Genomic DNA, 14,935 nt, shown 5'->3' with positions numbered 1-14,935 from the left:
CCGCCTCACAGGACGGATCGTTAAAGGATGTAGAAAGCCGAGGCCGACCTTATCAGCGGCGCGGCCGACCGGTGCCGCGTGTCGGGGGTGCGGACAGCGGGTCGTCGGGCCAGGCGTGCTTGGGGTAGCGGCCCCGGAGCTCGGCACGCACCGCCGGGTAGCCGGAGGTCCAGAACGACGCCAGGTCGGCGGTCACCGCGGCCGGGCGACGGGCGGGCGAGAGGAGGTGGAGCAGCAGCGGGACCCGGCCGCCGGCGAGCCTCGGGGTCTCGGTCCAGCCGAACACCTCCTGCAGCCGGACCGCGAGCACGGGCTGACCATCCGACGCCGCGTCGTAGTCGACGCGCACCGCGGAACCGCTGGGCACGGTGACGCGCTCGGGTGCGAGCTCGTCGAGGCGGGACGCCTCGGGCCACGGCAGGAGCCGCCGCAGCGCCTGCACCAGGTCGAGGCGGCGCGGGTCGGTGCCGTCGAGCCAGTCCGTCGCGCGGTCGAGCAGGGCCGCGTCGGAGACGTCGGGCCACGGGTCGCCGATCGCGCGGTGCAGGAACTGCAGCCGCCGGCGCAGGGCGGTGGCGGCCTCGGTCCAGCGCAGCGCGCCGAGACCGTCGCGGCGCAGCGCGTCGGCGACCGCCGCGGCGACCGCGGCGGGGTCGGGGTGACCGACCGGGGTCGAGGCGAGCTCGATGGCGCCGAGGCGGGTGACCCGCCGCGCGGTGACCCGGCCGGACCGCCAGGTGACGACGTCCTCCTCGTGCCACAGCGCGGCGGCGGCCTCGAGGGCGGTGGTCTCGTCGACCGGTGCCGCCCCGCGGATCGTGGCATCGCGCTGGCCGGGGCGCCGGTCGGCGTCGGCGACGGCGAGCCACGGCGTACCGATCAGCGGCGAGCCGGGCGGGAGGACGGCACCGGTCCCGCCGACGGTGGCGTACGACGACCCGCCGGGCCGGAGCCGGGCGAGCCGGGTCGGGTGGGCCAGGGCGACGACCAGCCCGACGGCCTGGTCGTCGGTCAGTCCTGGCTCCCCCGCGGCCGTGCTCAGGTGGCCCTCGAGGCGGCGGGCCGCCTGGCGCCAGGCGTGGTCGCTGCGCCGGGCCGCACGCAGCGCGGCGACCAGGTCGGCGCCGGGTGCCCGCACGTCCTCGGCGAGCAGGGCGACGACCTCGGCGGCCCGGCGGCTGCCGACCGCTGCGGCGCCGTCGAGCAGCGCGCGCGCCAGGCGCGGGTCGGCCGGCACCCGGGCGATGGCGCGTCCGCGGTCGGTGACGGCGCCGGCGTCGTCGACGGCCCCGAGGGCGAGCAGGGTCTCGCGGGCGGCCTGCGCCCCGGCGGCCGGTGGCCGGTCGAGCAGGGCCAGACCCTCGCCGTCGGGGCTCCCCCACACCGCCAGCTCCAGGAGGAACGACGTCAGGTCGGCGGTGGCCACCTCGGGCGCGGGGTGGTCGGCGAGGTGGGCGTGGTCGGCCTCCGACCAGCACCGGTACGCCGCGCCCGGCGCCTCGCGGCCGGCGCGCCCGGCCCGCTGGTCGGCGGCCGCCTTGCTGACGCGCACGGTGACCAGCCCGGCGAGCCCGCGCCGGTGGTCGGTCTCGGGACGACGGGCGAGGCCGGCGTCGACGACCGTGCGGACGCCGGGCACGGTCAGGCTGGACTCGGCGACCGCGGTCGAGACGACCACGCGCCGCCGGGGCCCGGGGGTCAGGGCGCGGTCCTGGTCGCGGGCATCGAGGCGGCCGTGCAGCTCGAGGACGTCGGCGTCGGGGCTGCTGGCGCCCCTCAGGCGGCGGACGACACCGGCGATCTCGCCGACCCCGGGCAGGAACACGAGGACGTCGCCGGGGTGCTCGGCCAGGGCCCGACGGGTGGTGGCGGCGACGTGGTCGAGGAACGCCGGCGTGACCCCGCGGTCGTCGCGGGCCAGCACCCCGGGAGGCGGCGGGCTCCAGCGACGCCCGACCGGGTGGAGCGACCCGGGCACGTCGACGACGGGTGCGTCACCCAGGAGGAGCGCCGTGCGTCCCGCCTCGACGGTGGCCGACATCGCGACGACGACGAGGTCGTCGCGCAGGTGGCGGCGTACGTCGACGAGGAGGGCGAACGCGAGGTCGGCGTCGACCTGCCGCTCGTGGACCTCGTCGAGCACGACCGCCGCGACCCCGGGCAGCTCGGCGTCGCGCTGGAGGCGGCGCAGCAGGATCCCGGTGGTCACCATCTCGACCCTGGTCGCGTCGCTGGTGCGGCTCTCGCCGCGGACGCTGAAGCCGACCGTCCGCCCCACCGGCTCCCCGAGCAGGTGCGCCAACCGCGCGGCCGCGGCCCGGGCGGCGATCCGCCGCGGCTGGGTGACCACGACCCGCCCGCCGGACGCGAGCGCCACCACCGGTGGCACCAGCGTCGTCTTGCCCGACCCCGGCGGCGCCTGGACCACCGCGACCCCCCGCCCGCGCACGGCGTCGGTGACCTGCGCCAGTCCCGCGACGACGGGGAGGTCGGGTGGTGCGGCGAGGAGGCGCTCGAGCGGGGTCACGGGGTGGTGGGGGCGGGGGTGGGGCTCGGCGAGATGTCACCGGTGGACCGGGGAAGTCTGAACTTCCCAGGCAATGCACTGCCCGGGAAGTTCAGGGATCCCCGGTCCACCGGTGAATTCCGCACCGCCCCCCGCCCGACCCCCACCAGACCGACCCTCAGACCAGCGCGCCGTCGAGCACGGTGGGCACGCCGCGCAGGAACGTCGCCCGCACGGAGGCGCCCAGCGTCCGGCCGTGCCAGGGGTTGTTGCGCGACAGCGACACCGACCGGTCGCGGTCGACGACGAGCGGGGTGGCCGGGTCGACGAGGACCAGGTTGGCGGGCTGGCCGACCTCGAGCGTGCGGCCCTGGCCGTCCAGCCCGGCGATCCGGGCCGGCGTCGACGACATCACCCGGGCCACCTCGGCCCACGACATCAGGCCGCTCTCGACCATCACCGACGCCACGACCGGCAGCGCGGTCTCCAGGCCGAGCATCCCGAACGCCGCGTCGACGAACGCGTGCTCCTTGTCGTGGCGGGCGTGCGGGGCGTGGTCGGTGGCGACGGCGTCGATGGTGCCGTCGGCCAGCGCGGCGCGCAGCGCGTCGACGTCCTCCTGGGGCCGCAGCGGCGGGTTGACCTTGTACGTCGGGTCGTAGCCGGCGAGCAGGTCGGTGGTGAGGAGCAGGTGGTGGGGCGTCACCTCGGCGGTGACGGAGATGCCCTGGGCCTTGGCCCAGCGCAGCACCTCGACGGTGCCGGCGGTCGAGGCGTGGGCGATGTGGACCCGCGAGCCGGTGTGCCGGGCGAGCATCACGTCGCGCGCGACGACGACCTCCTCGGCGATCCCGGGCCAGCCGGGCAGCCCGAGCCGGCCGGAGAGCTCGCCCTCGTGGCAGCAGGAGGCGGGGCCGGCGAGCGTGGGGTCCTGGGCATGTTGGCTGACGACGCCGCCGAAGGCCTTGACGTACTCCAGCGCCCGCCGCATGACCCGCGCGTCGGCGACGCACCGGCCGTCGTCGGAGAAGACCGAGACCCGGGCCCGCGAGCGGTGCATGAGGCCGAGCTCGGCCAGCTCCTCGCCGCCGAGCCCCCGGGTCACGGCGCCGACGGGGTGGACGTCGACCAGGCCGGCGGCGCGGCCGAGGTCGTGGACCCGCTCGGCGGCCTCGGCGGTGTCGGTGACCGGGCTGGTGTTGGCCATCGCGAGCACCGCGGTGAACCCGCCGACGGCCGCCGCCTGCGACCCGGTGAGCACCGTCTCGGCGTCCTCGCGGCCGGGCTCGCGCAGGTGGGTGTGCAGGTCGACCAGGCCCGGCAGCGCGACGAGGCCGTCGGCGTCGACGACCCGGGCGCCGGCGTCGGACACGCTGCCGACCTCGGCCACGACACCGCCGTCGAGGAGGAGGTCGGCCGTCGTGTCGCCGTACAGGCTGGCGCCCTTGACGAGGATGCGCTCGGTCACGCTTCTTCTCCTGCCAGCAGGTGGTAGAGGATCGCCATCCGGACCGCGACCCCGGCCGAGACCTGGTCGAGCACGGCCGACTGGGCCGCGTCGGCGGCGTCGGCGGCGATCTCGAGGCCGCGGTTCATCGGGCCGGGGTGGCAGATCGGGACGTCGGGCCCGAGCAGTCGCAGCCGGTCGCGGGTCAGCCCGTAGCCGACGGTGTACTCGCGGGCGCTGGGGAAGTAGGCGCCGCTCATCCGCTCGCGCTGCACCCGCAGCATCATCACGGCGTCGGCCTTGGGCAGCACCTCGTCGAGGTCGTACGCCGTGGCGAACCCGGCCTCGGCCGACCACGACGCCACCCCGCTCGGCATCAGCGTCGGCGGCGCGACCACGGTGACGTCGGCGCCGAGCTTGGTCAGCAGCAGCACGTTGCTGCGGAAGACGCGGCTGTGGGTGAGGTCGCCGACGATGACGACGTGGCGGCCCTCGAGGCTGCCGAGCCGGCGCTGGAGCGTGTAGGCGTCGAGCAGCGCCTGCGACGGGTGCTCGTGGGTGCCGTCGCCGGCGTTGATCACGCTGGCGTCGACCCACTGGCTCACCTGCAGCGCGGCCCCGCTGGCGGCGTGGCGCATCACCAGCGCGTCGATGCCCATCGCGGCGATGGTCAGCACCGTGTCGCGCAGGCTCTCGCCCTTGCTGGCCGAGCTGCCCTTGCCGGTGATGTTGATGGTGTCGGCCGAGAGCCACTTGCCGGCGATCTCGAAGCTCGACCGGGTGCGCGTGGAGTCCTCGAAGAACAGGTTGATGACCGTGCGGCCGCGCAGCGCCGGCAGCTTCTTGACCTGGCGCCGCTGCACGTCGTGCATCTCGGCGGCGGTGGCGAAGAGCGTGGCGGCGTCGTCGGCGCTGACGTCGTCGATGGAGAGCAGGTGCTTGCGCATCAGCTGATCCACACCCCCTCGACGCCGTCGGGCTCCTCGAGGCGGACCATCACGCGCTCGGTGCGCGCGCTCGGCAGGTTCTTGCCGACGTGGTCGGCGCGGATCGGCAGCTCGCGATGGCCCCGGTCGACCAGCACTGCGAGCCGGACGACGTCGGGACGGCCGAGGTCGTTCATCGCGTCGAGCGCCGAGCGCACCGTGCGGCCGGAGTAGAGGACGTCGTCGACGAGCACGACCGTGCGGCCGTCGACACCACCCGGGGGTACGTCGGTCGGCTGCGGGCTGCGGGCGGGGTGGCGGCGGAGGTCGTCGCGGTACATGGTCACGTCGAGCGCGCCGACCGGGACCGAGACTCCCTCGACCTCCTTGATCCGTGTGGCGATCCGCCGGGCGAGCGGGACGCCGCGGCTGGGGATGCCGAGGAGGACGAGGTCGCCGGCGCCCTTGTTGCGCTCGAGGATCTCGTGGCTGATGCGGGTGAGCGCCCGGGCGATGTCACGGGCGTCGAGGACGACTCGTCCCTCGGGCTCACCCTGGTCGGGGGGTGCTGGGTGCGCAGTCACGGGTGCTGCCGGACCTCCTTCTCCGCCTCACGGGACGGCTCGTTAAAGGATGTCGATCGCGCCGACCCTAGCAGCGCCGATGCTGCGGGTCGCTACGTTGGTCCCATGCCCGACCTCCCGTTCCCCGACGACGTCCGCGCCCTCCTGGCCAAGCCCAACCCGGCGGTGGTCGCGACGCTGCGCACCGACGGCGCACCGGTGACGGTCGCGACCTGGTACCTGCTCGAGGACGACGACCGGGTGCTGCTCAACATGGACCACACCCGCGTGCGCCTGCAGCACCTGCGCCGCGACCCCCGGGTCTCGCTGACCGTCACCGACGCCGACGACTGGTACACCCACGTGTCCCTGGTCGGGCGGGTCGACGGCCTCACCGACGACGAGGGCCTGGTCGACATCGACCGGCTCAGCACCCACTACGCCGACCGCCCCTACCCCGACCGGGAGAGCCCGCGGGTCAGCGCCCGGATGGTCGTCGAGCGGTGGCACGGCTGGGGCGCCACCCGCCACGACGGCTAGCCCCAGGGGCGGCGGCTCAGGCGTCGGCGACGTCGAGGAGCACCTTGCCGACGACGCCGCCCTCGACGGCGTCGTGGGCGGCCGCGGTCTCGGCCAGGGGGTAGTGGTGCAGCGGCATGCCGGCGTCCTCCCCCACCCGGAGCGCGCCGGCGGCGACCGCGGCGTTGACGTCCTCGGCGCCGACACGCAGCACCTCGGCGCCGATCGTGTAGAGCAGGATCCCCTGCAGGCGGAGGTTCTTGGAGAACGTCGGGCGCAGCGGCACCGTCACCTCGTCGCCACCGTTGTTGGCGTAGTAGGCGATCGTGCCGTCGTTGGCGACGACCTCGAGGTCGAGCGCGAGGTTCTGGGCCGGCGAGACCTCCACGACCACGTCGACGCCGTCGGGCGCGACCTCGCGCACCCGCGCGACGACGTCCTCGGTCGGGTAGTCGATGACGTGGTGCGCCCCGGCCGCCCGGGCCAGCGCGGCCTTGGCGTCGCTGCTCACGGTCGTCACCACGGTGGCCCCCGCCCAGACCGCCAGCTGGATCGCCGCGTTGCCCACCGCACCGGCGCCGCCGGCCACCAGCACCGTCCGTCCGCTCAGCGAGCCCGGCGAGAGCCGGCCGTCGCCGGAGAGGGTCAGCGCCCGGTGGGCGGTCAGGGCCGGCACCCCGAGGCTCGCCCCGAGGTCGTACGACGCCCCCTCCGGCAGCAGCGCGACCAGGTCGGCCGGCTGCACCGTGAGCTCGGCGGCGGTGCCGATCGGGCGGCCGTGCTGCGCCATCCGCAACCAGACCCGGTCGCCGATGCCGAGGCCCTCGACGCCGGGGCCCACGGCCTCGACGGTGCCGGCGCCGTCCTGGCCGGGCGCGACCTGGTCGTGCGCCTTGGGCATCATCCCGCCACGGGACTTCCAGTCGGTCGGGTTGACGCCGGCCCGGACGAGCCGGACCACCACCTCCCCCGGGCCGGGGGTCGGGTCGGGAAGGTCGACCAGGTTCAGGACGGAGGACGGACCGTTGTCGGTGTAGACCACTGCGCGCATGGCAGGCCCAGCGTCCTCGCGGCGCAGGATGTTCCCCGATCTCAGTCCAGCGCCGCGAGCGCCGTCCGCGTGAGCTCGTGCAGCGTGCCCGAGGGGGGTCTGGTCAGCCAGTGCTCGTAGGCGTGCTCCGTCGCCGCCAAACGGGCCGCGACGAGGGCGCCGGGCCGTACGTCGTGCTCGGCGTCGACGCCCATCCGCCCGGCCACCAGCGCGACGAGCTCGGCGCGCTCGTCGTCGTCGAGCAACGAGGCGCGGCGTACCCGCGGGGGCGCGGACGCCATCGCGCGGCGCCACAGGTCGACGACCTCGGTCTCGTCGGCGAACTGGGCCGTGCGGTGCAGGATGGCCGCGGCCAGCCCGGCCGAGACCGGTTCGTCGGGGGGACGCTCGGCGAAGGCGCGCACGATCCGGGTGCGGCCGGCGCGGGTCACCCCGACGAGCAGGTCCTCCTTGCTGTCGACGTGCCGGAAGAAGGTGCTCAGCGAGACGCCGACCTCGGCGGCGAGCGCCTCCACGGTCACGCCGTCGTAGCCGTCGCGCGCGAAGAGCTCGAGCGCCGCCCGGTCGATCCGCTCGCGCAGCTCGAGGCGACGGCGCTCGCGCAGCCCGCTCATCGGGCCGGTCCCGACGGCAGCAGGGGCGGCACCGGTACGTCGATGGCGGGTCGCGCGCAGCCCCCGTCGACGTGCAGCAGCGTGCCGGTGACCCAGGCCGACGCGGGCGAGGCGAGGTAGAGCGCGGCGCAGGCGACGTCCTCGGGCTGCCCGGGACGGCCCATCGGGGTGTTGGCGTCGAACTGCGCGCGCAGCGCCTCGTCGGTGAGCACGACGTCGAGGCCGCGGGTCGCGACGCCGCCGACGCCGATCGCGTTGACGCGCACCCGGGGCGCCAGCTCGGCCGCGAGGTTGCGGGTCATCTGGTCGAGCGCGGCCTTGCCGGCGCCGTACGCGACGAACGCGGGGAGCACCATGTCGGAGGACCGCGAGGAGATGTTGACGATCGACCCCTGGCCAGCGGTGTCGACCATCGCGCGGGCGGCGAGCTGGCTGACCAGGAACGGCGACGTCACGTTGAAGCGCATCGCCACCTCGAAGAACCGCTCCGAGGTCGCCATCGCCGGCCGCGGCCCGGTGCCGCCGGCGTTGTTGACCAGCACGTCGAGCCGACCGAACCGGTCGACCGCCGCGTCTACCAGCCGGCGGCGGTCGTCGTCGACGAGGACGTCGGTGACGACCGCCAGCCCCCGGCGTCCGGTCTCCTCGACCCGCGCCACGACCTCGTCGAGGTCGGCCGCGGTGCGCGCGCCGACGACGACGTCGGCGCCGGCCTCGGCGAGCCCGATCGCGATGCCCCGGCCGATGCCCTGGCCGGCGCCGGTGACCACGGCGACCCGGCCGTCGAGGCCGAACCTGTCGAGGATCATCCGCGTCGTCCGACGCCGAGGTGCGGTGCCGCCCGACCGGCCAGCAGTGGCAGGTCGAGGTAGGTGCGGATGCCGGGCTCGGCGGCGACGACGTACGGGATCGCGCTGACGCAGTGGTTGGCGGTCACCACGACGCCGGGGTTGCGCACCAGACCCTCCTCGATCGTCGCGGGCTGCAGCCCCTTGAAGGTGACCGTGACGTCGGGGTCGCCGGTGACCTCGACCTCGAACCGCTCGCCCGCGGGGCCGAAGGACCAGGCGGGGTCGAGGCGCTCCTCCCCCATCAGCCAGTTGACGGTCGCGGTCACGACGGGCACGCCGTCGACGAGCGCTCGCCAACCGAACCTGCGGGCCGCGACCTGGCCCGGCTCGACCACGCCGATCGGCGCCTCGATCGGCGCGGTCGCGACGGCGACCTCCTGGACGCTCTCGATGCGCGGGTCGGCGTCGAAGCCCATCTCGGCCACCACCATCCGCACCGACGCCTTGAACCCCGCCCCGAGCAGCCCGACGATCGGGCCCGCCATCGCCTCCTCCGGAGCGACGCCGAACCCCATGAGGTGCCGCACCACGTCGGGGGCGCCGTAGGTGCGGATGTCGCTGAACTCCTCCGCGCGCACGTGGGTCACGCTCGCGGACAGGGCCGAGACCATCAGGGGGAAGCGCTCGGTGATTCCGCCGGGGTGGATGCCGGTGCCGTGCAGGCTGGTGCCGCCCTCGCGGCAGGCGTCGTCGAGGGCGCCGGTCCTGGTGCGGTCGGGGTAGATCCAACCGACGGGCGTGACGACGTTCTTGCCCGAGCGCAGTAGCGCGACGACCTGGCGCTCGTCGGGCAGCAGCGGGCTGTAGACGACGCAGTCGGCGTCGAGGGCGAGGACCTCCTCGACGCTGGTCGTGGCGCTCACCCCGATCGGGTCGAGCCCGGCCAGCTCACCGGCGTCGCGGCCGTGCTTGTCGGCGCTGTGCACCCACGCCCCCACCAGAGCGAGGTCGGGGTGCGCCACCACCGCCTCGATCGCCGCCCGCCCCACCCCACCCGTCGCCCACTGGACCACCCGGATCGTCATCCCGCGATCCAGCCAGAGGTGACATGGACTGTCAAGTTCGAAGTCAATGTCACGCTGCGTGGGGATAGTTCGTGACGTCATCAACGTCGCGCCGCGCGAAAGACGTTGATGACGTCTCGAACTATCCCGGTCTCAGAGGGCGGCGGCCATCCCGGCGCACGCCTTGAGCCACGACATCCGGGTGGCGTCGGAGAGGCGGGCGTAGGGGACCACGCTGCCGGAGACCAGGGCCGGGTCGTAGGGCACCCGGTAGACGCTGCGGGTGCGCTGCTCGTAGACCTGGGTGAGGTCGTGGGCGAGCTTGGCGTCGACCTGCGGCGAGGGGTCGGACAGCACCGTGACGCACTTGTGCTTGAGGTCGGTCAGCCCGGCGTCCTGGAGGGCGTCGAGCATCCAGAGCCCGCTGTAGCCGGTGTCCTCGCGCACGGTGCTGGTGACCACGAGCAGGTCGGCGGCCTCGGCGGCGGCGAGCCAGTTCTCGGCGCGCATGTTGTTGCCGGTGTCGATGAGGATGATCCGGTAGAACCGCTCGAGGAGGGCGTGGACCTCCTTGAAGTCGTCGGCGTGGATCATCCCGGTGACGTCCGGGCGCTCGTCGGAGGCCAGGACGTCGAAGTGGGCGTCGCCCTGGGAGCGCACGAACGCGCCGAGGTCGCCGATGCGGGACTGGTAGACGTCCTTGAACCGGCCGAGGTCCTCGAGCAGCTCACGGGTGGTGTTGCGGTGCGAGCTGCGGGTGCCCCGGATGCCGAGGGTGCCGCGGGTCTCGTTGTTGTCCCACGCGACGACGCCGCCACCGCGCACCGTGCCGAAGGTGAACCCGGCCGCGAGGACGCCGGTGGTCTTGGCGGCGCCGCCCTTGGGGTTGATGAACGCGATGGTGCGGGGGCCGTCGAAGTCGCGCTGGATCGCGGACCGGTCGCGCTCGTAGACGACCTCCTTGGGTCCCATGGCCGGCTTGACCAGGCCGCCGCTCCACCGGCGCACGCGTCCGCGCCAGCCCCACGTGGCCGGGCCGAGCTGCTGGTCGCTGTCGCGGCGGTCGAGGAAGTCGGTGGCCGTCATGAACCGGCGCACCTGCGGCTCCTCCTGGGCGGCCTCCGGCGGCGCTACCGGCGGCGCTGCCGGCGGGCCACCGTGGGCGCCGGTCGGCGGGGCCGAGGGCGGCGGGGCCGACGGCGGCGGGCCCACGGGGGCGGTGACCGGCGGCGGGCCCACGGGGGCGGTGACCGGCGCCGGGACGGGCGGCGGCACCGAGGGCGGTCCCGCGGGTGGCGGACCGACCGGCGGGACCGGAGCCAGACCGGGCGGCGGACCGGCCGGCGGCGGACCCGCGGGCGGCGGGGTGCCCGGGACCGCGCCGGGCACGGGCCCGCCCAGGGCCGGACCGGGTCCGGGGATGGGGTCGAGGAGCGGGTCGCCGATCCGGCCCCACGGGTCACCCGACGACGCTGACGACCCCGGCGGCGCCGGCGGGCCGGCGAGCGGGTCGACGTACACGTCGGCGAGCGGTTCGGCGGGCGGGTCGGCCAGCGGGTCTGCCAGCGGGTCGGCCAGCGGGTCGGCCGGCCCCTCCTCGCGATGGCCCGGAGCGGGCGCGGCGGCCCGCGCCTCCTCCTGCTGCCGCGTGTAGTCGGCCAGCTCAGCGGCGGTGTACAACCGGTCGCTGGTGGCGCCGGCGGCGGGCTCGTCCGGGGTGGCGTCGGTCGGCGACTGCGTCATGGGACTCCTCGGGGGGACGGTCGCGACACCACGGCCCAGGGGTGCCGCACGACATCGGGGTCCCTTGCCCGAACGGCCGGGGGCGAAACCTCCCCGGGCCCTTCAGAGCTGGTCGAGCGCCTTCTGGATGGCCCGGTGGAAGGTCAGGTAGGCGAAGTGCATGCCCCGCACCGTATCGATCGGCGTCCGGGCGTGGACGGCGGCGGCGAGCAGCCCCAGCACCTCCCCGCCGTACGGCGCCGCGGCGGTGGCGCCGACCAGGATCCCCCGCTCGGTGTCGGCGACCACCTTGATCACGCCGTCGGTGTCGTCGCCGTGGATCCAGCCGCGGCTGGAGCGCCCGATCGAGGCCACGCCGACGGCCACGGACAGGCCCTGCTCGCGCGCCTGCGCCTCGGTGAGCCCGACCCCGCCGACCTCGGGGTCGGTGAAGGTGACGCGGGTGACCGCGTGGTACTCCGTCCACGGGCCGTCCTCGCCGAGCAGGTCGCGCACCGCCGCGACCGCCTGGTAGCGCGCCACGTGGGTGTAGGGGCCGCGGCCGGTGATGTCACCGACGGCCCAGAGCCGGTCGCCGGCGCGCATCCGCTCGTCGGTCTCGACCGTGCCGGCCGCCGGGTCGAGGCCGACGCTCTCGAGTCCGACGCCGTCGAGGTTGGGCTTGCGCCCCGCGGCCACCAGCAACGCCGCGGACTCGACGACCTCGCCACCGGCCAGCCGGACGGCGAAGCGTCCGTCGTGGTCGACGCGCTCGATCTCGGTCGCGACCCGGACGTCGACGCCCTCGCGCCGGAAGACCCGGGTGACCACCTCGCTGGTCTCGGGCTCCTCGGTCCCCATGATCCGGGGCGCCGACTCCACGAGCGTCACGCGGGTGCCGAACCGGGCGAAGACCTGCGCCAGCTCGCACCCGATCGCCCCTCCCCCGACGACCACGAGGCTCTCCGGGGCCTCGGTCTCGCGGAAGACCTCCCGGTTGGTCCAGTGCGGCGTGGCGTCGAGCCCGTCGATCGGCAGCGTCGCGGGCCGGGTGCCGGTGCCGAGGACCACGCCGCGCCGGGCGATCACGACGGTCGGACCCGAGCCGTCGGCGAGGTCGACGACCACCCGGCCGGGGCCGTCGAGCCGCCCACGCCCGCGGACGATGCGCACGCCGGATTCCACGAGCCGGTCGGCGTGCACGTGGTCGTGCCAGTCGTTGGTCGCGGTGCGCACCCGCGCGGCGGCCTCGGCGAAGTCGGGCCGTACGTCGACCCGCCCACCGAGACCGGGCACGTGCCGCGCCTGCGCCAGCGCCTCCGCGCCACGCACCAGCAGCTTGGACGGCGTACAGCCGTGGAACGGGCACTCGCCGCCGACGAGGTCCTCGTCGACGGCCACCACGTCGAGCCCGGCGCGACCCAGCCGGTTGGCGGCGTACTCACCGCCGGGGCCGGTGCCCAGCACGACGACGTCGGTCTCGATGGTCTCCACCGGTGGCCTCAGCGCCTCAGGTAGCGCGACCAGGCGAAGCAGAACACGCCGTAGGCCGCGAACCCCAGGCCCATGGCGGCCAGCAGCACCGGCCCGAACGGCTGGTCGAGCACCTCGCGCAGCGCCTGGTCGAGCCCGCCGGACTTCTTCGGCTCGTGGGTGATGGCGGCGTAGAGGAACAGCCCGCCGACGACGCCGAGCGCGATGCCCTTGGCCACGTGCCCGACCCGGCCGAGCACGCGGTAGGCGGTGCCGGTCTGGCCGCTGCGGCCCTGGCCGTCGAGGTGCTTGAGGTAGGACTCCTTCCAGGCCATCCGCAGCAGCGCCACGCCGACGGCGATGATGCCCAGGCCGACGGCGCCGACGATCAGCTGGCCGCCCGGCCAGTCCATGACCTTGGCCGTGGTGGAGTCGGTGCCGCCCTTCGAGCCGCCGCCGGAGCCGGTGGCCACGGTGATCGCGCTGACGGCGATGGCGGCGTAGACGACGGCCTTGCCGGCGGAGATGAGCCGCTTGCGCAACCGCTTCTTCTCCTCGGTCTCGTCGCGGTGCCCGACGGCGGCGTCGAGGCCCTGCCAGACGACCATCAGCAGCATCCCGACGGCCACCAGCCAGACCAGGGCGGTGCCGAGCGGCTGCTCGGCCAGCTGCTGCATGGCGCCCTCGCTGTCGGCGCTGCCCTCGCGGTCGCCGAGCGCCAGCTGGACGGCGAGCCACCCGATGAGCAGGTGGACGACGCCGAAGGCGATCAGGCCGGCGGACGCGACGCGGTCGAGCCAGTCGCTCTGGTCGACCTGGCGCGCGGTGGACTCGGTGGTGTCGTTCACGACAGGTCTCCCAGCGCGGTCTCGATGGCACGGTGGAAGGTGGGGTAGGCGTAGATCATCGACTGCAGGGTCTCGACGGGTACGCCGGCGTGCACGGCGACCGCGAGGAAGCCGATGATCTCGCCGCCGGCCGGGCCGACGACCGTCGCGCCGACCAGGACGCCGCGGTCGGCGTCCTCGACGACCTTGATCAGCCCGCGCGCCCCGGGTCCGTGCACGAACCCACGCGACGACTGCTCCAGCGGGGTGCTGCCGACCCGGACCGTCAGGCCCGCGTCGCGGGCCTGCTGCTCGGTCATGCCCACCGCGGCGACCTCGGGGTCGGTGAAGGTGACGTGCGGCAGCGCGTGGTACGACGCCGGCGGACCGTCGTTCCCGAGGAGGTCGCGCTGGGCGATGCCGGACTGGTACATCGACACGTGCGTGAACGCCCCCTTGCCGGTGACGTCGCCGATGGCCCACAGCCCCTCGACCCCCGGCACGCGGAGCCGGTCGTCGACCTCGAGCGTGCGAGCCGTCGGGTCGAGCCCGACCGTCTCGAGCCCGAGGTCGTCGAGGTTGGGCGTGCGGCCCGCGGCCACCAGCAGCTGGTCGGCGGTGACCCGCTCGTCGCCGACGGTGAGGGTGAAGGTGCCGTCGGCGTGCTCGACCCGTGTCGTCTCGGCCGAGGTCATCACCCGGATGCCCTCGCCGACCAGGACGTCCTGCAGCAGCGCGCTGGCCTCGGGCTCGTCGCCCGGCACCAGCCGGTCGCCGTGCTGCAGCACCGTCACGCGGACGCCGAAGCGGGCGAAGACCTGCGCCAGCTCGCAGCCGATCGGCCCGCCGCCGAGCACCACCAGCGAGCCGGGCAGCGCGGTGGCCCGCAGGGCATCGCGGTTGGTCCAGTACGGCGTGCCGTCGAGGCCGTCGACCGGCGGTGCGGCGGGGCGCGTGCCGGGGTTGAGCACGATCCCGCGGTCGGCGGTCACCGCGCGGGTCGAGCCGTCGGGCAGCTCGACCACGACCCGGCCGGGGCCGTCGAGGCGGGCGACGCCGTGCAGCACCTCGGCGCCGGCGTCCTCGAGACGGCGTACGGCGATGGTGTCGTCCCACCCGGCGGTGGCCTCGTCGCTGACGCGGCGGGCGACCGGGGTCCAGCTGGCGGTGACGCTGACGTCACCGGCGAGGGTGGCGGCGCGGCCGGCCTCGGCGAGGGTGTCGGCGGCGCGCACCATCATCTTCGAGGGGATGCAGCCGTAGTAGGGGCACTCGCCGCCGACGAGGTGCTTGTCGACGGCGAGCACCCGCAGGCCTGCCGTGGCCACGGCGGTGGCGAGTGCCTCACCGCCGGGTCCGAGTCCGATGACGACGACGTCGTGGGTGTCGCCGGGTGTGTCCTGACCGGGTGTGCTCATGGGCGCCAGCATGG

At 75.3% G+C, this 14,935-nt stretch carries 13 protein-coding genes; 1 reads left to right on the top strand and 12 read right to left on the bottom strand.

The annotated features are described in order from the left end of the window. Positions 1 to 52: 52 nt before the first annotated feature. From hrpB to pyrR, 4 genes are all read right to left on the bottom strand, one after another. Complete coding sequence (gene hrpB, locus AC4MBH_RS22040) at positions 53 to 2,527, bottom strand: ATP-dependent helicase HrpB (protein ID WP_491797557.1); 2,475 nt, start codon at positions 2,525 to 2,527, stop codon at positions 53 to 55. A 157-nt stretch (positions 2,528 to 2,684) separates the two neighbouring features. Next, a complete protein-coding gene (locus AC4MBH_RS22035) occupies positions 2,685 to 3,974 on the bottom strand; it encodes a dihydroorotase (RefSeq protein WP_491797556.1) in 1,290 nt (429 codons plus the stop codon). Continuing rightward, complete coding sequence (locus AC4MBH_RS22030; RefSeq protein ID WP_491797555.1) at positions 3,971 to 4,900, bottom strand: aspartate carbamoyltransferase catalytic subunit; 930 nt, start codon at positions 4,898 to 4,900, stop codon at positions 3,971 to 3,973. The genes AC4MBH_RS22035 and AC4MBH_RS22030 overlap by 4 nt, the downstream gene beginning before the upstream one ends. After that, positions 4,900 to 5,463: a bifunctional pyr operon transcriptional regulator/uracil phosphoribosyltransferase PyrR gene (pyrR, locus tag AC4MBH_RS22025; protein ID WP_491797554.1), complete on the bottom strand. Its 564-nt coding sequence runs from the start codon at positions 5,461 to 5,463 to the stop codon at positions 4,900 to 4,902. Before pyrR ends, AC4MBH_RS22030 begins: the two co-directional genes overlap by 1 nt. Positions 5,464 to 5,568: 105 nt before the next feature. Here pyrR and AC4MBH_RS22020 point away from each other — a divergent pair, with 105 nt between their 5' ends. After that, positions 5,569 to 5,982 carry a TIGR03618 family F420-dependent PPOX class oxidoreductase gene (locus AC4MBH_RS22020; protein ID WP_491797553.1) on the top strand — a complete coding sequence of 138 codons (414 nt, stop codon included), beginning with the start codon at positions 5,569 to 5,571 and terminating at the stop codon, positions 5,980 to 5,982. Between the two features lie 16 nt (positions 5,983 to 5,998). Here AC4MBH_RS22020 and AC4MBH_RS22015 read toward each other — a convergent pair whose 3' ends face one another. The 8 genes from AC4MBH_RS22015 to AC4MBH_RS21980 form a co-directional block, all read right to left on the bottom strand. Further along, complete coding sequence (locus AC4MBH_RS22015) at positions 5,999 to 7,012, bottom strand: NADPH:quinone reductase (protein WP_491797552.1); 1,014 nt, start codon at positions 7,010 to 7,012, stop codon at positions 5,999 to 6,001. Between the two features lie 41 nt (positions 7,013 to 7,053). Next, entirely contained in the window at positions 7,054 to 7,626 is a 573-nt protein-coding gene (locus AC4MBH_RS22010) for a TetR family transcriptional regulator (protein ID WP_491797551.1), read from the bottom strand. Continuing rightward, positions 7,623 to 8,435: a glucose 1-dehydrogenase gene (locus tag AC4MBH_RS22005; protein ID WP_491797550.1), complete on the bottom strand. Its 813-nt coding sequence runs from the start codon at positions 8,433 to 8,435 to the stop codon at positions 7,623 to 7,625. The genes AC4MBH_RS22010 and AC4MBH_RS22005 overlap by 4 nt, the downstream gene beginning before the upstream one ends. After that, complete coding sequence (locus AC4MBH_RS22000) at positions 8,432 to 9,502, bottom strand: NAD(P)H-dependent amine dehydrogenase family protein (RefSeq protein ID WP_491797549.1); 1,071 nt, start codon at positions 9,500 to 9,502, stop codon at positions 8,432 to 8,434. Before AC4MBH_RS22000 ends, AC4MBH_RS22005 begins: the two co-directional genes overlap by 4 nt. 132 nt (positions 9,503 to 9,634) lie before the next feature. Further along, on the bottom strand, positions 9,635 to 11,224 hold the full coding sequence (locus AC4MBH_RS21995) for a MinD/ParA family ATP-binding protein (RefSeq protein ID WP_491797548.1): 1,590 nt from the start codon (positions 11,222 to 11,224) through the stop codon (positions 9,635 to 9,637). Positions 11,225 to 11,326: 102 nt separating this feature from the next. Next, positions 11,327 to 12,697, bottom strand: coding sequence for a dihydrolipoyl dehydrogenase family protein (locus tag AC4MBH_RS21990; RefSeq protein ID WP_491797547.1), 1,371 nt, complete (start codon positions 12,695 to 12,697; stop codon positions 11,327 to 11,329). Positions 12,698 to 12,705: 8 nt separating this feature from the next. After that, complete coding sequence (locus AC4MBH_RS21985; RefSeq protein WP_491797546.1) at positions 12,706 to 13,524, bottom strand: DUF1206 domain-containing protein; 819 nt, start codon at positions 13,522 to 13,524, stop codon at positions 12,706 to 12,708. Next, positions 13,521 to 14,921: a dihydrolipoyl dehydrogenase family protein gene (locus AC4MBH_RS21980; RefSeq protein WP_491797545.1), complete on the bottom strand. Its 1,401-nt coding sequence runs from the start codon at positions 14,919 to 14,921 to the stop codon at positions 13,521 to 13,523. The genes AC4MBH_RS21985 and AC4MBH_RS21980 overlap by 4 nt, the downstream gene beginning before the upstream one ends. Between the last annotated feature and the right edge of the window lie 14 nt (positions 14,922 to 14,935).

Source organism: Nocardioides sp. WJ219 (assembly GCF_058559815.1).
This window is presented reverse-complemented; position numbering and strand designations above follow the sequence as displayed.